Here is a 21327-nt window from a genome sequence, read left to right as displayed (position 1 = left end):
ATTCGCTAAATAAGCAAAGAAATAAAATCGTGCGCTGGAATGATTGCCCTGTATTCGAAGGGTCGGATATAAGGTGTGTGGCTGAAGTTTTGATTCATCCCGTTATAGGCAATAAAAATGAAAAAATCCGCCAAATTGCGATTGATGATTTTCGCCAATTTATTAAAAATGCGAAATACACCTATAAGGTTCTTGGGGTGTTTGGAAGGTGTTTTGATGAAAAGTTGGGTGGCGCGATAGTTCGTCGTGACATTGAAAAATTTTCAGATGCGGAGATTACGTTTCCGCCACCTAAAAATGATTTATTTTTCAGCTAAATGATTTCTCGTTTTCGTTAGAAGGACAGTGTACCGTACGCTGCCCCTGAGATCTCTTCGGTCGGCTGGGGACACCCACGGAAATCCACGAAGAACCAACAAAAGCCCCGGCACCTTCATTAGGTCCGGTTTTTTTCATTTACTCTACAAGGATGACGCCGCGCAGTGCTGCTTTTTCTGCAAGCGTCGATTGACCGGTACAGACGCGGCTCGACGCTCAAAGCGAATGCGAGGACGACGAAAATTGTGCAGCCATGCGGAGTACGCTCGACCACCCAGCGGAGCTTGCCTAGTCCGCTGCCGCATTCCATACGGCGCCGGGCGATCACGTGTTCGATCACCGAGGATGAATCGACCGCTGCCCGTGAGAAATCGAGTTCGCCGGCTTCGCGTAACTTCGCAAGCAGCAGTGCGTGCAACGCGCTCCACACGCCGGCCCTTTGCCAGTCGCACAAACGCTTCCAGCAGGTCGGCCCTGAGCCAAATCCCAGCTTGGTTCAGAGGTCGCACCAGCGTATCCCGGTCTTAAATACGTTCAGGATGCCGTTCAGTGCAGCCCGGTTGGAGACCGGAAGCCGTCCTGGGTGTTTCTTGCGGCGTGGCTTTGGCCGTGGCAGCACTCTTAGAAGCGGCCATTTACCGAAGCCCGCGACGCGGGCGCGGGCATCTATGCATATGCATAACCGAGGCCGCTATACTGTCGGGCGATGGTCGGCGTCGCGCCCGCGCGGGCGGCAGCGCGACGCCGATGAAACCGAAAGGAGGCAACGATGCGGATTCTGGTGGTAGGGGCCGGCGCGGTCGGCGGATACTTCGGCGGCCGGCTGGCCGCGGCGGGGCGCGACGTGACGTTCCTGGTGCGCGACGGCCGCGCGGCCGCGCTCGCGCGCGACGGGCTGCTGATCCGCAGCCCGCGCGGCGACCTGACGCTCGCAAACGTTCAGACCATACGCGCGGGCGACGCGGGCGCCGGCGTCGCGCCGTTCGACCTCGTGCTGCTGAGCTGCAAGGCGTACAGCCTCGACGACGCGATTGCATCGTTCGCGCCGTTCGTCGGCCCGCAGACGCTGATCCTGCCGATGCTCAACGGGATGCGTCACGTCGACGTGCTGCGCGAGCGTTTCGGCGCGTCACAGGTGCTCGGCGGGTTGTGCGTGATCGCGGCGACGCTCGATCGCGAGCAGCGCATCGTGCACCTGAACGACACGCACGGCGTGACGTTCGGCGAGCTTGCCGGCGGTGAATCGCCGCGCGTGCGCGCGGTGGCCGACGTGCTCGGCGGCGCGGGCTTCGACGCCACCCTCAGCGACGATATCACCGCGCGGATGTGGGACAAGTGGGTGTTCCTCGCGACGCTCGCCGCGAGCACGTCGCTGTTTCGCGGGTCGATCGGCGACATTCTCGCCGCGCCGGACGGCCGCCGCCTGCTCGAGACGATGCTCGCCGAATGCAGCGCGATCGCCGAACACAACGGCTACCGGCCCGACCCGGCGGCCAGCGAGCGGATGCAGCGGATGGTGCTGACGCCGTCGCCGCTGACGGCGTCGATGCTGCGCGACGTCGAGAATCATGCGCGCGTCGAAGCCGATCACGTGATCGGCGACCTGCTCGCGCGACGCGATCCGCAGGCGGCCGATACGCTGTCGCTGCTGCGGATCGCGTACAACCACCTGAAGGCATACGAGGTGCGCACGGCGCGCGAGCACGCGGCGGCGTAAGCCGGCGCGGACGGGCGGCACGGGTGGCCGCCGCACCGTTGCGCGCTGCAACAAATTTGCCGTCCGGCGCCATTTCCACGCGCGGACGGCAAAAAAGTATCGAAAATCAGGCGTAAAGTTGGTGGAGCCGCGCGCGCGATCGACCTACATTGCTTCCCATGCGACCGGTCGCGGTGCCGCGCGAGACACGCGGCGCACGCGCGCACAGCCGAACAGGCCGGCCAGCGAACCATGGGAATGGAGACGCCAACATGATGCACCCCGATCTCGAAGTGGTCGAAGTGCGACGCGACGAGTCGTTCAAGGTCTGGTCGCACGGCTATCCGTATCGCACGATCCGCTGGCATTTCCATCCTGAATTCGAGCTGCACCTGATCGTCGCGACGCACGGCAAGTATTTCGTCGGCGATCACATCGGTTCGTTCGGCCCAGGCCATCTCGTGCTGCTCGGCCCGAACCTGCCGCACAACTGGGTCAGCGACATGGCCGAAGGCGAAACCGTCGAGCGCCGCAATCTCGTGATCCAGTTCGATCCGTCGTTCGTGCGTCGCTGCATGGACGCGTTTCCCGAATGCCGTGATGCACAGACGCTGCTCGACGACGCGCGGCGCGGCGTCGGCTTCGACGGGGCGACGAGCGCCGCGATCGCGCCGTTGTTCGACGAATTGCTGACCGCGCGGGGCATGCGCCGTATCGCGCTGTTCATGACGATCCTCGAACGCCTGTGCGATGCGGCCGAGCGCACGTTGCTCGCGAGTCCCGCGTACGACCAGGCCGACGTCACGCCGACGCGCCTGAGCCACGCGCTGTCGTATATCGGCAAGAACCTCGCGTCCGAGATGCGCGAATCCGATCTCGCGCAACTGACCGGGCAGAGCGTCAGCGCGTTCTCGCGCGCGTTCCATCGCCATACGGGCATGCCGTTCGTCCAGTACGTGAATCGTCTGCGGATTGAATCAGCCTGCCAGATGCTGCTCGCCGACGACGCGAGCATCACCGACATCTGTTTCCAGGCCGGCTTCAACAACGTGTCGAACTTCAACCGCCAGTTCCGCGCGGTGAAGGGGATGGCGCCGTCCGAATTCCGTGCGCTGCAAAGCCTGAACGCGCGCAGCCGCGAGCTGGCGCTGCACGCGGCGCCGACCGGTAACCCGCTGCCGCCGCGCGTGCTGACGCCCGGTGCGCCCGAACTCATGCCGCAGCCCGGATGATCGCCGGGCCGTTGCCCGCCCGCGTTTTCCCCGCCGTTTTACCCAGCCGATCGCGTCGCTCACGTCGCGAGGGGCGCATTCACCCACGAAAAAGCCGCACACAATTCTGGAGACACCGTCATGACGCACGCATCGCCCGCTTCATCCCCCCGTCGCGCCGCCCGCCTGGCGGCCGTTGCCGCGCTCGCCGTCGCGGCCCTGTTGCCCGCCGCCGCCGCGCACGCTGCGCCGCTGCGGATCGGCATGACGTTCCAGGAGCTGAACAACCCGTACTTCGTGACGATGCAGAAGGCGCTGAACGATGCGGCCGCGTCGATCGGCGCGCAGGTCGTCGTCACCGACGCGCATCACGACGTCAGCAAGCAGGTGAGCGACGTCGAGGACATGCTGCAGAAGAAGATCGACATCCTGCTCGTGAACCCGACCGATTCGACCGGCATCCAGTCGGCGATCACGCAGGCGAAGAAGGCCGGCGCGGTGGTCGTCGCCGTCGACGCCAACGCGAACGGCCCGGTCGATTCGTTCGTCGGCTCGAAGAATTACGACGCGGGCGTGATGTCGTGCGAATACCTCGCGAAGGCGATCGGCGGCAGCGGCGAGGTCGCGATCCTCGACGGCATTCCGGTCGTGCCGATTCTCGAACGCGTGCGCGGCTGCAAGGCCGGGCTCGCGAAATTCCCGAACGTGAAGCTCGTCGATACGCAGAACGGCAAGCAGGAGCGCGCGACCGCGCTGTCGGTCACCGAAAACATGATCTCCGCGCATCCGAACCTGAAGGGCCTGTTCAGCGTGAACGACGGCGGCTCGATGGGCGCGCTCGCCGCGATCGAGGGGTCCGGCAAGGACATCAAGCTGACGAGCGTCGACGGCGCGCCCGAGGCGATCGCCGCGATCCAGAAGCCGAACTCGAAGTTCATCGAGACGACCGCGCAGTTTCCGGCCGACCAGGTGCGCATCGCGCTCGGCATCGCGATCGCGCGCAAGTGGGGCGCAACGGTGCCGAAGGCGATTCCGGTCGACGTGAAGGTCGTCGATCGCGGCAACGCGAAGGGCTTCAGCTGGTGAACGACGTGCGAAGCGACGCGAAGGGCGGCGGCGCGGCCGACGCCCTTCGCACGGAGAAGCCGATGGACACGATACTCAGGCTCAGCCACATCACGAAAAGCTTTCCCGGCGTGAAGGCGCTGTCCGACATTCATCTGGAGATCGCGCGCGGCGAGATTCATGCGCTGCTCGGCGAGAACGGTGCGGGCAAGTCGACGCTGATGAAGATCCTGTGCGGCATCCATCAGCCGGATGCCGGCACGATCGAGATCGACGGCGCCGCGCGCCATTTCGCGGACTATCACGACGCGGTCGCGGCCGGCGTCGGCATCGTGTTCCAGGAATTCAGCCTGATTCCGCACCTCGATGCCGTCGACAACCTGTTCCTCGGCCGCGAGCTGCGCAACCGCTGGGGCGCGCGCGACCGCAAGCGGATGCGTGCCGCGGCGGCCGCCATCTTCGCGCGGCTCGGCGTGGCGATCGATCTCGATGCGCCGATCCGTGCGCTGTCGGTCGCGCAGCAGCAGTTCGTCGAGATCGGCAAGGCGCTGTCGCTCGACGCGCGCATTTTGATCCTCGACGAACCGACCGCGACGCTCACGCCGGCCGAGGCCGAGCACCTGTTCGCGATCATGCGCGAATTGAAGCGGCAGGGCGTCGCGATGATCTTCATCTCGCATCACCTCGACGAGATCTTCGCGGTGTGCGACCGCATCACGGTGCTGCGCGACGGCCAGTACGTCGCGACGACCGAGGTTGCGCACACCGACGTCGAGCAACTGGTGCGCATGATGGTCGGCCGCCGGATCGAGAGCAGCTTTCCGCCGAAGCCGGCGCTGCCGGCCGACGCGCCGGCCGTGCTCGAGGTCGATGCGCTGCAGATCGAGCGCGACGGCCCGGTGAACCGCTTCGTGTTGCATGCAGGCGAGATCCTGGGTTTCGCGGGGCTGGTCGGCTCGGGCCGCACGGAAACCGCGCTCGCGGTGATCGGCGCGACGCGTGCGCACCGCAAGGCACTGCGTGTGCGCGGCGCGGCGGCGAAGCTCGCCGATCCGGCCGACGCGCTGCGTGCCGGTATCGGCATCCTGCCGGAAAGCCGCAAGACGGAAGGGCTCGTCACGTCGTTCTCGATTCGCGACAACATCTCGCTGAACAACCTCGGCAAGTACCGGTCGATGCGCTGGCTGATCGACCGGCGCGGCGAGGCGCGCACGACATACGACGTGATGCGGCGCGTCGGCGTGAAGGCGCCGTCGATCCACACCGAGGTCGCGACGCTGTCCGGCGGCAACCAGCAAAAGGTCGTGATCGCGCGCTGGCTGAACCATCACACGTCGGTGTTGATCTTCGACGAGCCCACGCGCGGCATCGACGTCGGCGCGAAAGCCGAAATCTACGGGCTGATGCGCGAACTCACCGCGCGAGGCTACGCCATCATCATGATCTCGTCCGAATTACCGGAAATCGTCGGCATGTGCGATCGCGTCGCCGTGTTCCGGCAAGGCCGCATCGAAGCGACGCTCGCCGGCGACGAGATCGATCCCGACACGGTCATGACCTATGCCACGGCCGGCACGCGAGGAGCGACCCATGAACCTGCCTGATTCTTCTTCCCCGCCATCCACGACACTCGCCGCCACGGCCGGCGATGCGCCGCCGCCGCGCCCGATGTGGGCGCAACTGCGCCGCTCGACGCTGTTCTATCCGCTCGTCGGCCTGATCGTCGTGTGCATCGCGATGATGATCGCGAGCCCGAGCTTCCTGTCCGCCGCGAACCTCGAGAACGTGCTGCGCCAGGTCTCGATCAACGCGATCATCGCGGTCGGCATGACCTGCGTGATCCTGACGGGCGGGATCGACCTGTCGGTCGGCTCGGTGATGGCGCTGTCGGGCACGCTCGCGGCCGGACTGATGGTCGCGGGCGTCAACGCAGTCGCCGCGCTCGCGATCGGCATCGCGGTCGGGCTCGGCTTCGGCTTCCTGAACGGCGTGTTCGTCGCGTTCGCGGGCATGCCGCCGATCATCGTCACGCTCGCGACGATGGGCATCGCGCGCGGCCTCGCGCTGATCTACACGGGCGGCTATCCGATCGACGGGCTGCCCGACTGGGTCGCGTTCTTCGGCAGCGGCAAGGTGCTCGGCGTCCAGGCGCCGGTGCTGATCATGCTGGTGGTCTACGCAATCGCATGGCTGCTGCTCGACCGGATGCCGTTCGGCCGCTACGTATACGCGATCGGCGGCAACGAGCAGGCGACGCGGCTCACCGGCGTGCGGGTCGCGCGCGTGAAGCTGATCGTCTATACGCTCGCCGGGCTCACGTCGGCGCTTGCCGCGATCGTGCTGACCGGGCGCCTGATGAGCGGGCAGCCGAACGCGGGCGTGGGCTTCGAGCTCGACGCGATCGCGGCCGTCGTGATGGGCGGCACGTCGATCTCCGGCGGGCGCGGCGCGATCCTCGGCACGCTGGTCGGCGCGCTGCTGCTCGGCGTGCTCAACAACGGACTGAACATGATCGGCGTGAACCCGTACGTGCAGAACGTGATCAAGGGCGGAATCATCCTGCTCGCGATCTACATCAGCCGCGAGCGATCGCGGTAACGCTTGATTAATCCGGTATCCGAATCACTCATAAAAGAGACAACTCATGACGACACCCGAAGCCCAGCCGCGCATGACCGCGGTCGTCTGCCACGGCCCCGAGGACTATCGCGTCGAACAGGTCGCGAAGCCGCACCCCGGGACGAACGAGCTTGTGATCCGCATCGCCGCGTGCGGGATCTGCGCGAGCGATTGCAAGTGTTACACCGGCGCCAAGATGTTCTGGGGCGGACCGAGCCCGTGGGTGAAGGCGCCGGTGATTCCCGGCCATGAATTCTTCGGCTATGTCGAGGCGCTCGGCGACGGCGCGGCCGAGCATTTCTGCGTGGCGCTCGGCGACCGCGTGATCGCCGAGCAGATCGTGCCGTGCGGCAAGTGTCGCTATTGCAAGTCGGGCCAGTACTGGATGTGCGAGGTGCACAACATCTTCGGTTTCCAGCGCGAGGTCGCCGACGGCGGGATGGCCGAGTACATGCGCATTCCGCCGACCGCGATCGTTCACAAGATCCCGCTCGGCGTATCGCTCGAGGACGCGGCGATCATCGAGCCGCTGTCGTGCGCGATCCATACGGTGAATCGCGGCGACGTCCAGCTCGACGACGTCGTCGTGATCGCCGGCGCGGGCCCGCTCGGGCTGATGATGACGCAGGTCGCGCACCTGAAGACGCCGAAGAAGCTCGTCGTGATCGACCTGATCGACGAACGGCTCGAACTTGCGCGCCAGTACGGCGCCGACGTGACGATCAACCCGCAGCGCGACGACGCGCGCGAGATCGTCCGCGCACTCACCGACGGCTACGGCTGCGACGTGTACATCGAGACGACCGGCGCGCCGGTCGGCGTGAACCAGGGGCTCGACCTGATCCGCAAGCTCGGCCGCTTCGTCGAATTCAGCGTGTTCGGCGAGGATGCGACCGTCGACTGGTCGATCATCGGCGACCGCAAGGAGCTCGACGTACGCGGCGCGCATCTCGGGCCATACTGCTATCCGGTCGCGATCGACCTGCTCGCGCGCGGGCTCGTCACGTCGAAGGGCATCGTCACGCACGGCTTCGCGCTCGAGGACTGGGACGACGCGATCCGCGTCGCGAAATCGCCCGAATCGATCAAGGTGCTGCTGAAGCCGGCCCGCTGAACGCCGGCGTGCGCCTCACCGGAGACATCATGGAATACGTCATAGGCGTCGATATCGGCACGCAGAGCACCAAGGCGCTGCTGGTCGACCGGCACGGCACGATCGTCGCGCGATGCTCGGCCGGCTACCAGCCCGATACGCCGCGCCCGCTGTGGGCCGAGCAGTGGCCTCAGGTGTGGTTCGACGCGGTGCTCGACTGCATCGCCGGCTGCGTGAGCGACGCGCGCGCGCAGGGCGTGCCGGCCGATGCGATCCGGGCGGTGTGCGTGAGCAGCCTGTACGGCGGCTCGGGCATCCCGGTCGACATCGACATGCGGCCGCTGCATCCGTGCCTGATCTGGATGGACCGGCGCGCGACCGCGGAAGTCGACTGGGTCAACGAACACGTGAACGTCGAGCGGCTGCGCGTGATCACCGGCAACGGCGTCGACAGCTACTACGGCTTCACCAAAATGCTGTGGCTGCGCGACCAGCGGCCCGACGTGTGGGCGAACGTGCGCAATTTTCTGCCGCCGAACGCATATGTGATCTACCTGCTGACCGGCGAAGTCGCGGTCGACCACAGTGCGGCCGGCAATATCGGCGGCGTGTACGACGTCGCGCGCCGCGAGTGGTCCGACGACGCGCTCGACATGCTCGGCATTCCGGCGACGATGATGCCCGAGCGGCTCGTCGATTCGACGGACGTCGTCGGCGGCTTGCTGTCGCAATGGACCGCGCAACTCGGGCTGCCGGCCGGCACGCCCGTCGTCGCGGGCGGCGTCGATGCGGCGGTGGCGACGTTCGCGGCCGGTGCGACGCGTACCGGGCAGCACGTCGCGATGATCGGCACCAGCATGTGCTGGGGCTATGTGAACCGGCAAGTCGATGCGCGGCACGGCCTCGTCAGCATGCCGCACGTATTCGACGGGCAGCGCGACCTGTATGTGTTCGGCGGCGCGATCACGGCCGGCGCGTCGGTCGCGTGGTTTCGCGACCAGTTCTGTCACGCGGAAATCGATGCGGCGAGCCTGCTGCCGCACGGCGATCCGCACGTGCTGCTCGAGGAGGCGGCCGAGCGCGTGCCGGCCGGCGCGGACGGCGTGCTGTTCCTGCCGTACCTGATGGGCGAGCGCAGCCCGGTGTGGGATGCGAAGGCGAGCGGCGCGTTCGTCGGGCTGAGTCTCGCGCATACGCGTGCGCATCTTTATCGCGCGGTGCTCGAAGGCGTCGCGTTCGCGTTGCGCCATAACATCGAGGCCGGCCGCCGTGGCGCGGTGGCGCTGGACGACCGACTGATCGTCGTCGGCGGCGCCGCGCATTCGGCGCTGTGGATGCAGATCATCGCGGACGTGACGGGCTTTCCGGTGTGGACGATCGAGCAGGAGGTCGAAGCCGCGATGGGCGCCGCGCTGCTCGCGGGTGTTGGCGCAGGGCTCGTGTCGCGCGACGACGCGCAGGGCGGCTGGGTCACGCTCGTCGAGCGCGCACGGCCCGATGCCGACCGCGCGAAAACATACGACGCGCGTTTCGCGCTCTACACGGCGCTGTATCCCGCACTCAAGCCGATCATGCACAGGCTGGGCACATCCTCATGAACACACGATTCGATTTCGGCGGGGCGACGGTGCTCGTCACGGGCGCGTCGAGCGGCATCGGCCGCGCGTGCGCGGTCGCGCTCGCGCACGCAGGCGCGCGCGTCGTCGCGGCGGCGCGCGACATGGCCGCGCTGAACGCGCTTGCCGGCGAGATTGCGTGCGATACGTTGCGCATGGATGTCGGCGGCGACGAATACGCGATCGATGCCGCGCTCGACCCGTACGATGCGTTCGACGGCCTCGTCAATTGCGCGGGGATCGCGTCGCTCGAACCGGCGCTCGATGTCGACGCCGCGCATTTCGATCGCGTGATGGCCGTCAATGCGCGCGGCGCGGCGCTCGTCGCGCGAGCCGTGGCGCGCAAGATGATCGAGCGCGACGGACGCGGCGCGGCGAACGCACGCGGCAGCATCGTCAACGTGTCGAGCCAGGCGGCGCTCGTCGGCCTGCCCGCGCATCTGAGCTATTGCGCGTCGAAGGCGGCGATGGACGCGATCACGCGCGTGCTGTGCATCGAACTCGGGCCGCACGGCATTCGTGTGAACAGCGTGAACCCGACCGTCACGCTCACGCCGATGGCGCAGTTCGCGTGGAGTGAACCGGAGAAGCGCGCACCGATGCTGGCCGCGATTCCGCTCGGCCGCTTTGCGCAGCCGGGCGAAGTCGTCGAGCCGGTCCTGTTCTTGCTGAGCGACGCGGCGTCGATGATCAGCGGCGTGTCGCTGCCGATCGACGGCGGGTATACCGCACGCTAGACCGCGTCGCGGAAGTCGCGGGTCGAGTGCGCGGCGCGGCCGGCGCGCGGCTAGACCGGATCCTTGCTCGGCGGTCCGTCCGGCTGCTGCGGGTTGTCGTGATGGCCGGGCGGCGACGAGAACGGATCGTCTTCCGGATCGCGGTTCGGGTCGGCCGGTGGCTCGGGCGTCGGGGTCGTGTGGTCGCTCATGGAGAACTCGTGGCGTGCGTGACGGCGGTGGCGCGGCGGACGCGCCTCGTCTCCGTTATAGCCAATCGGGCGCGTGTTTGCAGCGGGATTCTTGCGACGGCTTGTCGGTCGTCGGAGAAATCCGCTTATTGGCGCGGTGCGTGCGTGAACGTGCGGGCCCGCGCAATCGAAGTCAGCGCAAATCCGCCGGTGTATCGACGTCGCGCAGGATGCCGGGATCGTCGACATCGAGCAGGGTCACCGGCGCGCTGGCGAACAGCGCGCGGGCGCCCGCGTCGCCGTCGAGGGCGGCGAGCGCCTCGAAGTGGTGCGCGGCAAAACCGACCGGATGGCCGCGCACGCCGCGATGCGCGGGCGCGACGATCGACGCGTCGTCGGCTTCGAGCGCGCGTGTGACCGTTTCGTATGTGGAAGCCGCGATCCACGGCATGTCGCCAAGCGCGACGAGCCAGCCGCTCGCATCGGGCGCGGTGCGGACGCCGGCCGCGAGGCTCGCGCCCATGCCGCGCAACGCGTCGGGCGCATAGACGACCTGACAGCCGGCTTCGTTCAGCAGAATCGCGAGCTTTTCGGCGCCGGGGCGCACGACGGCGATCACGTCGGCGGTTGCGGCCGCGAGATGGCGGGCGGCAGCCACCGCCACCGGCGTGCCGTCGGGAAGCCGGGCGAGCAGCTTGCTGTGCAGGCCGCTCGGGTCGAAGCGTTGACCAAGGCCGCCGGCGAGCAGGACGCCGGTCGCGAGTGACGCATAGGACATCGGCGCGCGGGGAGTGAGGCAGGTGCTGCGATTGTGCGGGAGCACACGGGGATCGGCAAGTGAGGATGTTACCGAGTCACGCGTGCCGGATCGGGAAAACCGTCATCGCGACGCTTCCCCGAGCATGCTTTCGTCGACAGGACCGTAAATTGCGTGAGATTCGTTCTGCATGACGGCCCAATAGCGGTCGCCGAATGACCAATGCCACCATTCGGATGGGTAATTCGTGAAGCCGGCGCGGGTCAGTGGCACAACGACGGTTGCGGGCCACGCGCCAATGTCGAGCGCGGCGGTCGTGGTCGGTTTGATCAGACGAATCGCCAATATGCCAGAGTCTGGCGGAAGATGCGCGGCGGTTCGACCCACGGACGGGTGGCGCTCACCAAAGCGTCTTGACGTGCGCGTACGCGCGGATTTTTTCGTCGCGGGTGACAAGCGGCGCGCCGAGCCGCCGCGCGGTCGCGACGATCATGCGATCGGCAGGATCCTTGTGGAACGTGCCGGGCAAGTCGGTGGACTTCGCGGCGATGTCGGCATCGACGGGCACGAACCGCATGCCGTCGATCTGCGCGACGGTGGCGAGCCACGCGTCGACATCCATCGTCAGGGCGAGGCGGTCGTTGCGCACCAGCATCGCGATCTCCCACGCGGAGATGGCCGAAGCGGCGAGCGTGCCTTCGCTCCGTGCGCGATCGATCGCGCTTCTCGCCTTCTTGCTGAGCGCAGGGTCGCCACCCACCCACCACACCAATGCATGCGTATCCAGCACGATCACCGCGACGCCTCCCAATCATCTTCCGCAATCGGATCGAGAGGATTGTCGTAGCGCATGACCGACCCGCGCAATATGTCCAACGGCTGAGCTTCGCGCGAGCGATACGGCCGGATCTCGAGCGTCGGCTTGCCGTGGTCGGTGACGATCAGGCTTTCGCCCGACGCCTCGACGAGCCGGAAGTATTCGAGTGCGCGAGCCTTGAATTCGGATTTCGATACGGGAGCGTGCGGCATCATGGTATGAGCATGGTCATTTGACGATGGTCATTTTAAGGGTTGTGCCGAATCGATGCAAGGAATCGGTCGGGTCGGAAAGGCCGATTCATCGATTACTGGCGGCGGAGGTCAGCGGCGGATAGACGGGAGCATCGTGGGGGGCTGCGCGCGTCGGTGTGGTTGCGTCAGGGTGAATCGCAATTGACGTTGGGTAAAATGCTTGCATCCTGCTGCCAGGATGCATGTACCCCGACTGAGAGGGGGGATGGGCGGCTTCGAACGACAAACATACAATCATGAAAACAACACGCGAGAGGAAAGCAACACGTGCGGTGAAAACAACACGTGAGGCGAAAACAGCACATGAACGATTCAATGAAATCGCTGTTGGGCATCCGTTTACGCTTCTGTCTCTGATGGTACTGGTGCTCGGCGGTGTGCCATTACTGCTGTACTCGCTGAGCCTCGATCAGGTTCCGGATTTCACACTGACTGAACTGACAGGCACGCTGGTCGCCACCTTCCTCGTCGAGATCGGCTTGGTCGGCGTGTTTGGTGTGTATTCGCTGATTGCAGGCTTTGCTGCTCGCTTCGTGCTCGACCGGTTTTACGACGACACACACGTGGTTGCCTTTGGCCAGATGGGGCCACTCACGCAGAACCAGCAGATGCGTGATCGCTTGGTACGCGGGCGATTCATCGTGATCGCAACCGTCCTGACGGTTTTGATCTGGACGGACCTGTTGACGAATCCATTCGTGTCGTGGGCGAGCCCGGTGCTGGCCTGGCTGACTGTCGTTGCCTATGTCGCGACTTACGGCGGATTGATAGGGCTATTGCTTGCTGACGGGTCGTTTGTCGACAGCCGGCTAACGCGAGTGTTATCGAGCGTGCTGTTGTTCGGCGTGGTGATCCTCAGTGCGTTGCAACTCGTCGCGTACTTCGGCAACGAGCGGATCGACACGAGCGCCGGGGCTACAGCGCGCGCGCAGCCGATCGTTTACGCGTTTTCGCAACTGGCGCCGGACGTGAGAGCCTGCCTCGGGTGGATGACTACGCCGTCATGGGCTGCAGCGGCGGCAAGTGCAATTATCGCGGCGATAGTATGGTTCGTGCAGCGCTTGCTGCGTCTCGCTGCGAACCGGTCACGCAATGTACCGAAGCGCATAATGCACGTGACGCTGCATGCCATTCGGGCAATAGGCTTGGTCGTCCTCGCGGTAGTGGCCATTTCGTGGTTGATCGCACTCGTCAATTTCAAATGGTTCGTGACGGGCGACCGGTTGCCCGTCACGATCTTGTGTGCAGCGGTCTTTGCTGTCTGGATGCTGCGGAAGGGGTGGTTTTTCCGCAAGCGCCAAATTGCGCCGGTTGGCCTTTTGACGCCTGCGACACCGGCGACGGGCCGCCGCAACGGCGTGCCGAAGCTCGTAGCGGCGAAGCTTTTTACAGCGGCCGCGTTCGCGATCTTCTCGCTGTGCGTACTGATCTTTGCAGATCTCGTCGATTCCCTGAACGGCAACAGGGAAAGCACGCAGACATTGTTGCTGACCATGGCGCTGCTGAGCGTGATGAACTGGGGAGCATTCGCGTCGCGTGGCTGGAAGATGCGGGCAGGATTGTGTGCGCTTGCAGCGCTTGTTTCATTCGTGTCGGTTCCGATCATCGTGCAGAATCCGCTGCTGTTCCCCCGCATGCTCGTTGCGATCTTGAGTTTTGGCAACCGGCACGCGTCGAGCATGGCGTTGTCCGGTCAGCAATGCGCGACGTTGGCGCCGTTCGGCGTTCGGTGCAACGCAGGCAAGGACGGTTCGATTACGCTGACCGATGTAAATATCGTCAATCGCCTTGGATCTTCGATGGTGGTCGAACTGATCCTTCGTCCTGAATTATCCGTGTCGGCTGGCGCGCCGACCGAGGCCCCAGTGGTGGGGGCGGCGCACACGCAGGCGCGAGGTATCCGTGACGATAAATCACCCAGTGCGTCAGTGGCTGCTTCGTCCACGACTATTGCGCCCTCGGTCGGAGTAGGGGCCGCGAATGTGAATGTCCAGACGTTGAGGCTTGCGCTTCCGGCGGGCGATGCGATGTTGCGAAAGCGCACTTATGGCTGTGATCAGCCGCTGCTTGATCAGCGGAATCGAGCGTTTAAGCGCTTAGTCAGCCAGGGGGGGAAATCTGGCGACAAGGCGACAGCGTCCGACGGAGTGTCGACTGGCAACAACGGAGGCCGTAAAGCTGGCATCGATGTGGCGAGCGCCGCTGTCGCAACGACCGAGGTGAAGCTGGCGCGCACGGCTGGTGCGGCCAGCTCGACCACCGCCACGACGACTGATTCGCCGATCACCGAGAACGCCGAACTGGCCTGCGTCCGCATCACGATCCCGAAGGATCAGGTCGTCAGTTACACGAATGCTGGCTGGCGAACCTACATGGCGGGCTATTCGGGTTATATCCCTGTGGCAGAGAAAGCGATTGGCGCCCATTGAGCGTCGGCATCGACCGGGCGGATTCGATGTGGGCGTGTCGATCGTGGCGTTCGAGGGTGAGGTGATTGCAATCTCACGCATCCGCCCACTTCCTCAACAGATTGTGATAAATCCCTGTCAGTGAAATGACCACCGGGTCCTTCGCCCCTTTTTCTGCGGAAAGCGCCTGAATCTGTGTATCGAGCTGAAACAGCAGCGTGCGATCACCGTCGTCGCGCACCATGCTCTGAATCCAGAAGAACGACGCGACGCGCTCACCGCGCGTCACAGGCGTCACGTGATGCAGGCTCGACGCCGGATACAGCACGAGGTCGCCCGCCGGCAGCTTCGCACGATGCACGCCGTACGTATCCTCGACGCACAGCTCGCCGCCGTCGTACGCATCGGGTTCCTCGAGAAACAGCGTCGCCGACAGATCGCTGCGCACGCGGAAATCCGTGCCACGCAGCAACCGGATCGCGTTGTCGACGTGCGTGCCGAACGTCTCGCCGCCTTCATAGCGATTGAACAGCGGCGGAAACACCTTGAGCGGCAGCGCCGCCGAAAAGAACAGCGGATGGCGGGCGAGTGCGTCCTGAATCGCATCGCCCACCGCACGCGCGGCCGGCGAGCCTTCCGGCAATTGCCGGTTGCGTTTCGCGAGCGCCGACTGCGCGCCGGACGTCGCGTTGCCGTCGACCCAGTCGGCGGTATCGAGCATCTCGCGGCATTGCGCGACCTGTGCCTTGGTTAGTACACCGGGGATATGAAGCATCATGATGCAAATTCCATGGCATGCGGCGCCAGCTGCAGGGCCGCCGAACGAAAAGCGTCGAGCGGCGACGACACGAGATACGCGCGCATCTTCGCGATGAACGCGGGTGTCGCGGTGGCCGGCACCCGCGCGAGCCAAGCGAGCGCTTCGTCGACGCGTCCACGCTCGGCGAGCAGCCGTGCATAGTTGAACTGGCCGCGGAAGTCCCCGGCAATGGCGGCGCGGCGATAGTGGTCGAACGCGGCGTCGATATCGACCGATACGACCCAGCCGTCCTCGTAGAAGCCGCCGATCAGGTTGATCGATTTCGCGTGACCGAGCGCGGCCGCGCGGCGGAACCAGTCGAGCGCGTCGGCGCGGTTCTCGTCGACGCCGTTGCCGAGGGCGAGTGCGGTCGCGTAGTTGTACATGCCCCAGTCGAGGCCTGCCTGCGCGGCGAGCCGATACCAGTACACGGCGACCGGCGCGCAGGCGGCCGTGCCCCAGCCGAATTCGTGGCAGCGTCCGAGCATGTTCATCGCCATCGGGTGGCCCGCCCGCGCCGCATGCCGGAACCAGTTGAGCGCGGCGGCCGGATCGCGTGCGACGCCGTGCCCGTCGAGCAGGTATTGCCCGTACACAGCCTGCGCATCGACGATGCCGTGGTCGGCCGCCGCCGCAACCCACGCGGCGGCGCGCTCGGGCGGCCCGGCCAGGATGTCGGCGAACTCGCGCGGCGATACCGATGCGAGCGCCTTCAGCGATACGGCCTCCATCGATCAGTAGCGCGCGTTCAGCGTAACGAACGCCGAGCGGCCCGGCGCGATCGACGCATAGTGCGCCGGATACGCCTGATCGAAGTAGGTGCGGTTGAACAGGTTGTTCACGTTCAGCTGCAGGTCGAGCTTCTTGTTGATCCGGTACTGCGCCATCGCGTCGAAGCGCCAGTACGACGGCACGGCGCGCAGGTTCGCGGGATCGCCGAACACTTCCGACATGTAGAACGCGCCGCCGCCGACCGTGAATTTCGGCGTGACGTCGTAGTTCGACCACATCGTGAGGCTGTGCTTCGGCGTGTTCGGGAAGCGGTTGCCGTTGTTCGCGGCGTCCTTGCCGTTGTCGCGCAGTTGGCTTTTCATGTACGTGTAGCCGCCGAACACCTGCCACTGCTTCGTGATCTGGCCGGCGACGCCGAGTTCGAGGCCCTGTACGCGCTTGTTGCCGACCATCGCGTACTGGTTGTTCGGCAGCGTCACGCGCGCGTTCGTCGTGTCGATCTGGAACAGCGCGGCCGTCAGCGACAACTGGTCGTTCAGCATGTTCCACTTGGTGCCGAGCTCGATGCTGCGGTTCTTCTCGGGCGCCATCTGGTCGGCGTTCGGGCCGACGCCGCCGCGGCCCGGCGTCAGCGACTGCGTTTCGCTGCCTTCGCCGAGCAGCATGCCGGCCGGCGTCGACGACGTCGCATACGACGCGTAGATGCTGCCGTTCCGCGCGGGCTTGAACACGAGGCCGGCCTGCCAGTTGAAGAGCGTGTCGTCGCGCGTATAGGTCTTGCCGCCATTCGCCTTGGTATCGGTGAAGCGGGTCGAGTAGTCGTCGACGCGCACGCCGGCGTTCACCTGCCAGCGCGGCGTGATCTCGATCGTGTCGAAGCCGTAGATCGACTTCGTCGTGGTGCGCGCATGCGCGTAGTCGTTGTTGCGCGTGATCGAGCCGGCCCACGGATCGTTCGGGTTCGGCGACCAGAGGCTCGTGCAGTTGTAGCCCGACACGGCGCCGATGCCTTTCTGGCAGATCGTGCCCTTGTCGGTTGCGACCGTGTACGAATCGCGCTTGCCCCATTCGCGGGACAGCTCGATGCCGGTCGTGAAGCTGTGCTTGAACGGGCCCGTGCGGAATTCGCCGAACAGCTCGGTCAGGTTCGCGAGGCTGTTGATCGAGCTGTCGCGGTTGTTGTTGCGGCGCCAGACCTTGCCGTTGACCACGTTGCCCTGGCTGTCGTCCGGCTGCGTCCAGATGTAGTCCTGCGTCGATTCCGTATAGCGCGTGGTGTTGCGCACCGTGAGGTTCGGCGTGATGTCGTGCTCGATCTTGATCGTGCTGATGTCCGACGTGGTCTTGCGGAAGTCGCGGTCGATCAGGCCGTAGAAGTTGTGGCGATCGACGGGCGCCGGATAGATCGTGCCGACGTTCGCGGGCTTGTTCGACGTCGTGTAGAAGTACGGGATCCCGCCGTCGGGCATGTCGTCGGTCGACAGGTGGTAGTAGCTCGCGGTCACGCGCGTCGGCGTGCCGAGGCCGAACGCGATCGACGGCGCGACGCCCCAGCGCTCGTTGTTGACGGCGTCGCGGCCGGCGACGTCGTTGTTGTGGCTCATCAGGTTCAGGCGGAACGCGGCGTGATCGGCGAACTGCCAGTTGCCGTCGGCGGTGAAGCGCCGATAGCGGTCGGTGCCGAGGCCCGCGCTCGCGGCGGCCGTCGTGCCGAGATGCGGCGCCTTCGTGATCAGGTTGATGCTGCCGCCTGCGCCGCCGCGGCCGCCGTATGCGCCGTCGGAACCCTTGGTGATCTCGACGCGCTCGGTATTGAAGATCTCGCGGGTGGTGGCGCCCGTGTCGCGCATGCCGTCCACGAACATGCTGCCCTGCGTGTCGTAGCCGCGGATGAACGGACGGTCGCCGAGCGGGTTGCCGCCTTCGCCGGCGCCGAACGTGATGCCGGGCACCGTGCGCAGCGCTTCGGTCAGCGTCGCCGCGCCGCTGCTCTGGATCAGTTCCTGCGGGATCACGGTGACGGATTTCGGCGTGTCGACGAGCGGCGCGGTGAATTTCGCGGAAGCGGAAAAGTCGGCCTTGTAGCTGTGCTCGGTCTTGCCCTGGATTTCGATCGGCGCGAGGTGGCCTTCGGGGCTGACGGGCGCCGCGGGCGGCGTGCCGTCGGCAAACGCGGGGCTCGCGGCGAGCACGCTGCACAGGGTGGTGAATTTACCGAGCTTCAGCTCGTCGGGACGGGACTTCATGGTGCTTCGACCTCGCGATGTGGCCCCGGGGCGGTGCGTTGCGGAAATGTGCACGCCGCCGGGAATTATTACGATTTGTTTTCAGGCGGCATTCTATGTAATTTCTTGTTGAATGAGAAGCGTTCTTGTTCTCGTTTGCGGGAGGATTGTTGACGAATGTTGCGGAGGGTTGGCGAGGGCTTGCAGGGCCGCGAGGATGGCCGAACGGCCGAATGGAAGAGGTGGGGCGGGCGGCTTACAGTGGTCGAATCTTCTTTCGGCTCAAATGACAGCAAGGTGTTAATATGACTGCATTGCAAGCAAATGTAGTGAGGCGCATCATGCCGGTGATTACTGTTCGAAATTTGCCCGACGAAGTGCATCGCGCGCTTCGAATCCGGGCTGCGCAACATGGCCGCAGTACCGAGGCCGAGGTACGCGACATCCTCGAGCAAGCCGTGCAGCCCGGCGGGCGGCCCAGGCTTGGGACGCTGCTGGCGGAAATGGGGCGGGAGGCCGGTGGCATCGATTTCGACGTTCGGCGCGATACATCGCCAGCCGATCCGATGAGCTTCGAATGATCCTCGTCGATACCAACGTCATTTCCGAGCCGCTGCGGCGCGAGCCGAACCCAGCCGTGATCGAATGGCTCGACGCGCAGAATGTCGAGACGCTGTTTCTTGCTGCGATCAGTCTGGCGGAAATGCGATTCGGCGTGGCGGCGTTGCCGGAGGGACGCCGGCGGGACTGGCTCGAGCAAAGTATCGAGCGGCGCGTCGTGCCGTTGTTTCGCGGCCGGATCCTGCCGTTCGACGATGCGGCCAGCAAGGCGTACGCGAGCCTTCGCGCCAAGGCGCGTGGCATGGGCAACGCGATGGCGTCTGCCGATGGCTTCATCGCTGCAACCGCCGTCGCGAACGGCTTGATCGTGGCCACGCGCGATGTCGCGCCGTTCGAGGCAGCGGGCCTGCGCGTGATCGACCCGTGGGCCAACTAACGCGGGGTGGCCTGCGCCTGCATTAAAAATGAAAAACGCGCCGTGCAAGTCGGCGCGTCGAATGCGTTACGTCTGCCCGCGGCCCTTGAACTGAAGCGATCTCCCGTGAAGGCGCGCGACACCGGCCGCGGTCAGTCGATTCCGTGAAACACGGCATCCTCCGGCCCGAGGTACGCCGGCGGACGCCACGTCGCGTCGCGCATCGAGTGCTGGACGAGATTCTCGACACCCAGCAGCACCGCGAAGATCGCCATTCGCACCGGAATGCCGTTGTCGGTCTGCCGGAAGATCGCGAGACGCGGGTCGCGGTTCAGGTCGACCGACAGATCGTTCGCGCCGGGCCGGCTGTCGCGCGGCAGCGGATGCATGATCAGCGTGTCGGGCTTGCATACCGAATCGACGAGCGCCTGGTTGATCTGGAAATCCGGCGTATAGCCTTCGAACGACTCGTCGGTGAAGCGCTCCTTCTGGATCCGCGTTGCATAGACCACATCCGCGCCGCGCAGCCCGGCCGCGAGGTCGTTCGTCTGCTCGACCACATGGCCGTTCGTCGCGATCTGCTCGACGATGTAGGCCGGCATCTCGAGCGTCGGCGGCGACACGAGCGTGAACTTCAGCCCGCGGTACAGCGCGAGCAGCTTGACGAGCGAGTGCACGGTGCGACCGTATTTCAGGTCGCCGACCAGCGCGATGTGCGCGCCGTCGACGATCTTGCCGAGTCGCGAGAATTCGCGCTGGATCGTATACAGGTCGAGCAGCGCCTGGCTCGGGTGCTCGCCGGGGCCGTCGCCGCCGTTGATCACCGGCAGATTGGTCGCACGGGCGAATTCGGCCACCGAGCCTTTTTCCGGATGACGGATCACGAGCGCGTCGACGTAGCCGGCCATCACGCGGCTCGTGTCGTAGATCGATTCGCCCTTGGCCATCGACGAGAACGTGAAGCCGGTCGTGTCGCACACCGAGCCGCCGAGCCGGCAGAAGGCCGCGCCGAACGACACGCGCGTGCGCGTGCTGGCCTCGAAGAACAGATTGCCGAGCACCGCGCCTTCGAGCACGCGCGAAATCTTGTGGCGCCGCGCGATCGGCTGCATGACGTCGGCCACGCGGAACAGCGCCTCGACCGAATCCCGCGAGAATTGATCGACCGAGATCAATTGCGGCTTGCCTTCGAACAGGAACTGTTTCGCAAGCCCCTGCTTGTCTACGCTTTGCGTATACTTCTCGCCGTCCGGCTCCGAGCGTTCGACGATTTCCGACACGAAGCGCTCGACGATCTCGGGCATCCCGCGCGATTCCTGCGAATCGTCCGGCAGCAGCCAGGTATCCAGTGCGCGCCGGCTGACGCCGATGCGATTCGCGAATGCCTCCCGGGTCATGTTGAGGCGGCGCATCGCGTCGCGGAGGAAGGCTTGCTGGGGAACGGTCATCGGCGGCTCCTGGGGTGGAAAATATACGCGGTGCGTATATTAGTTCCTGGCGCAATGAAGTCAAGAAAAATCTGCGCGCACGCGCGGTGTGGCGCGCAGGACACGCGGCGGGGCCGTACTGGCGCGCGGCGCGGCTCTCCGTATAATCAGGTCAGGCCCCGTGTCCGGCAGCGTGCCGGGCGCCACGCCACACACGATTCACACGATCCGCCCGGTCGGGCTTGTTGATTCCAAGGAGAATGAGAATGACGCGTACGATTGCTGCAATGCTGCTGGTGCTGACCGCCGCGCTCGCCGGTTGCAATACGGTCGCCGGCGTGGGCCAGGATATTTCGAAGGGCGGCCAGGCGATCAGCGATTCGGCTGAAAAGGCCAAGTAAGCCGAC

General features: G+C 65.4%; 21 protein-coding genes and 1 pseudogene. 13 read left to right on the top strand and 9 right to left on the bottom strand.

Going from position 1 to position 21327, the window contains the following annotated elements; translation table 11 throughout:
- Positions 1-77 precede the first annotated feature (77 nt).
- Positions 78-317, top strand: a complete 240-nt coding sequence (locus A9Z05_RS36245) for a hypothetical protein (protein WP_141723435.1) — start codon at positions 78-80, stop codon at positions 315-317.
- Between the two features lie 207 nt (positions 318-524).
- On the opposite strand, the pseudogene A9Z05_RS34875 reads toward A9Z05_RS36245, so the two are convergent.
- Positions 525-988: pseudogene (locus tag A9Z05_RS34875) on the bottom strand (transposase); the annotation flags it as partial.
- 99 nt (positions 989-1087) lie between these two features.
- On the opposite strand from A9Z05_RS34875, the gene panE reads away from it, so the two are divergent.
- From panE to A9Z05_RS18265, 8 genes are all read left to right on the top strand, one after another.
- Positions 1088-2035 carry a 2-dehydropantoate 2-reductase gene (gene panE, locus A9Z05_RS18300; protein WP_069619367.1) on the top strand — a complete coding sequence of 316 codons (948 nt, stop codon included), beginning with the start codon at positions 1088-1090 and terminating at the stop codon, positions 2033-2035.
- 251 nt (positions 2036-2286) lie between these two features.
- Positions 2287-3246, top strand: coding sequence for an AraC family transcriptional regulator (locus A9Z05_RS18295; protein ID WP_069619366.1), 960 nt, complete (start codon positions 2287-2289; stop codon positions 3244-3246).
- A 120-nt stretch (positions 3247-3366) separates the two neighbouring features.
- A complete protein-coding gene (locus tag A9Z05_RS18290; protein ID WP_050015077.1) occupies positions 3367-4311 on the top strand; it encodes a substrate-binding domain-containing protein in 945 nt (314 codons plus the stop codon).
- Between the two features lie 62 nt (positions 4312-4373).
- Positions 4374-5894: a sugar ABC transporter ATP-binding protein gene (locus A9Z05_RS18285; protein WP_069619396.1), complete on the top strand. Its 1521-nt coding sequence runs from the start codon at positions 4374-4376 to the stop codon at positions 5892-5894.
- Positions 5881-6888 (top strand): ABC transporter permease, encoded by a 1008-nt coding sequence (locus tag A9Z05_RS18280; protein ID WP_069619365.1) that lies wholly within the window; start codon positions 5881-5883, stop codon positions 6886-6888. The genes A9Z05_RS18285 and A9Z05_RS18280 overlap by 14 nt, the downstream gene beginning before the upstream one ends.
- Before the next feature lie 46 nt (positions 6889-6934).
- Complete coding sequence (locus A9Z05_RS18275) at positions 6935-8023, top strand: alcohol dehydrogenase catalytic domain-containing protein (protein ID WP_069619364.1); 1089 nt, start codon at positions 6935-6937, stop codon at positions 8021-8023.
- A 29-nt stretch (positions 8024-8052) separates the two neighbouring features.
- Entirely contained in the window at positions 8053-9600 is a 1548-nt protein-coding gene (locus A9Z05_RS18270; RefSeq protein ID WP_069619363.1) for an FGGY-family carbohydrate kinase, read from the top strand.
- Positions 9597-10355 (top strand): SDR family oxidoreductase, encoded by a 759-nt coding sequence (locus A9Z05_RS18265; protein ID WP_069619362.1) that lies wholly within the window; start codon positions 9597-9599, stop codon positions 10353-10355. Before A9Z05_RS18270 ends, A9Z05_RS18265 begins: the two co-directional genes overlap by 4 nt.
- Before the next feature lie 50 nt (positions 10356-10405).
- On the opposite strand, the gene A9Z05_RS36980 is transcribed toward A9Z05_RS18265, so the two are convergent.
- The 4 genes from A9Z05_RS36980 to A9Z05_RS18245 all read right to left on the bottom strand — a co-directional run bounded on the left by A9Z05_RS36980 (position 10406) and on the right by A9Z05_RS18245 (position 12314).
- On the bottom strand, positions 10406-10546 hold the full coding sequence (locus A9Z05_RS36980; RefSeq protein ID WP_012339712.1) for a hypothetical protein: 141 nt from the start codon (positions 10544-10546) through the stop codon (positions 10406-10408).
- Positions 10547-10718: 172 nt separating this feature from the next.
- Positions 10719-11303 carry an NTP transferase domain-containing protein gene (locus A9Z05_RS18260; protein WP_069619361.1) on the bottom strand — a complete coding sequence of 195 codons (585 nt, stop codon included), beginning with the start codon at positions 11301-11303 and terminating at the stop codon, positions 10719-10721.
- Positions 11304-11682: 379 nt separating this feature from the next.
- The gene (locus tag A9Z05_RS18250; RefSeq protein WP_069619395.1) at positions 11683-12078 is read right to left on the bottom strand and encodes a type II toxin-antitoxin system VapC family toxin; all 396 of its coding nucleotides are present in this window, start codon (positions 12076-12078) and stop codon (positions 11683-11685) included.
- A complete protein-coding gene (locus tag A9Z05_RS18245) occupies positions 12075-12314 on the bottom strand; it encodes a type II toxin-antitoxin system Phd/YefM family antitoxin (RefSeq protein WP_021158157.1) in 240 nt (79 codons plus the stop codon). Before A9Z05_RS18245 ends, A9Z05_RS18250 begins: the two co-directional genes overlap by 4 nt.
- A 275-nt stretch (positions 12315-12589) precedes the next feature.
- Here A9Z05_RS18245 and A9Z05_RS18240 point away from each other — a divergent pair, with 275 nt between their 5' ends.
- Positions 12590-14782 (top strand): hypothetical protein, encoded by a 2193-nt coding sequence (locus A9Z05_RS18240; RefSeq protein WP_141723434.1) that lies wholly within the window; start codon positions 12590-12592, stop codon positions 14780-14782.
- Positions 14783-14855: 73 nt separating this feature from the next.
- Here A9Z05_RS18240 and A9Z05_RS18235 read toward each other — a convergent pair whose 3' ends face one another.
- The 3 genes from A9Z05_RS18235 to A9Z05_RS18225 are packed head-to-tail and all read right to left on the bottom strand — an operon-like array spanning position 14856 to position 18538.
- The gene (locus tag A9Z05_RS18235) at positions 14856-15539 is read right to left on the bottom strand and encodes a Fe2+-dependent dioxygenase (protein WP_069619358.1); all 684 of its coding nucleotides are present in this window, start codon (positions 15537-15539) and stop codon (positions 14856-14858) included.
- Positions 15536-16291, bottom strand: a complete 756-nt coding sequence (locus tag A9Z05_RS18230; RefSeq protein ID WP_069619357.1) for a tetratricopeptide repeat protein — start codon at positions 16289-16291, stop codon at positions 15536-15538. The genes A9Z05_RS18235 and A9Z05_RS18230 overlap by 4 nt, the downstream gene beginning before the upstream one ends.
- Positions 16292-16294: 3 nt before the next feature.
- The gene (locus A9Z05_RS18225; RefSeq protein ID WP_069619356.1) at positions 16295-18538 is read right to left on the bottom strand and encodes a TonB-dependent siderophore receptor; all 2244 of its coding nucleotides are present in this window, start codon (positions 18536-18538) and stop codon (positions 16295-16297) included.
- 320 nt (positions 18539-18858) lie between these two features.
- Between A9Z05_RS18225 and A9Z05_RS18220 the strand changes: the two genes are divergently transcribed.
- Positions 18859-19098 (top strand): Arc family DNA-binding protein, encoded by a 240-nt coding sequence (locus A9Z05_RS18220; RefSeq protein ID WP_069619355.1) that lies wholly within the window; start codon positions 18859-18861, stop codon positions 19096-19098.
- The gene (locus A9Z05_RS18215) at positions 19095-19514 is read left to right on the top strand and encodes a type II toxin-antitoxin system VapC family toxin (protein WP_069619354.1); all 420 of its coding nucleotides are present in this window, start codon (positions 19095-19097) and stop codon (positions 19512-19514) included. Before A9Z05_RS18220 ends, A9Z05_RS18215 begins: the two co-directional genes overlap by 4 nt.
- A gap of 131 nt (positions 19515-19645) precedes the next feature.
- On the opposite strand, the gene A9Z05_RS18210 is transcribed toward A9Z05_RS18215, so the two are convergent.
- Positions 19646-20941: an aspartate carbamoyltransferase gene (locus tag A9Z05_RS18210; protein ID WP_069619353.1), complete on the bottom strand. Its 1296-nt coding sequence runs from the start codon at positions 20939-20941 to the stop codon at positions 19646-19648.
- Positions 20942-21186: 245 nt separating this feature from the next.
- On the opposite strand from A9Z05_RS18210, the gene A9Z05_RS18205 reads away from it, so the two are divergent.
- Entirely contained in the window at positions 21187-21321 is a 135-nt protein-coding gene (locus A9Z05_RS18205; protein WP_050017418.1) for an entericidin A/B family lipoprotein, read from the top strand.
- The last annotated feature ends 6 nt before the right edge of the window (positions 21322-21327 follow it).

It is taken from the genome of Burkholderia sp. A2 (assembly GCF_001729305.1).
Lineage (GTDB): Bacteria > Pseudomonadota > Gammaproteobacteria > Burkholderiales > Burkholderiaceae > Burkholderia > Burkholderia sola.
The sequence above is the reverse complement of the archived record's forward strand: the minus strand, read 5'-3'. Positions and strand labels throughout refer to the sequence as shown.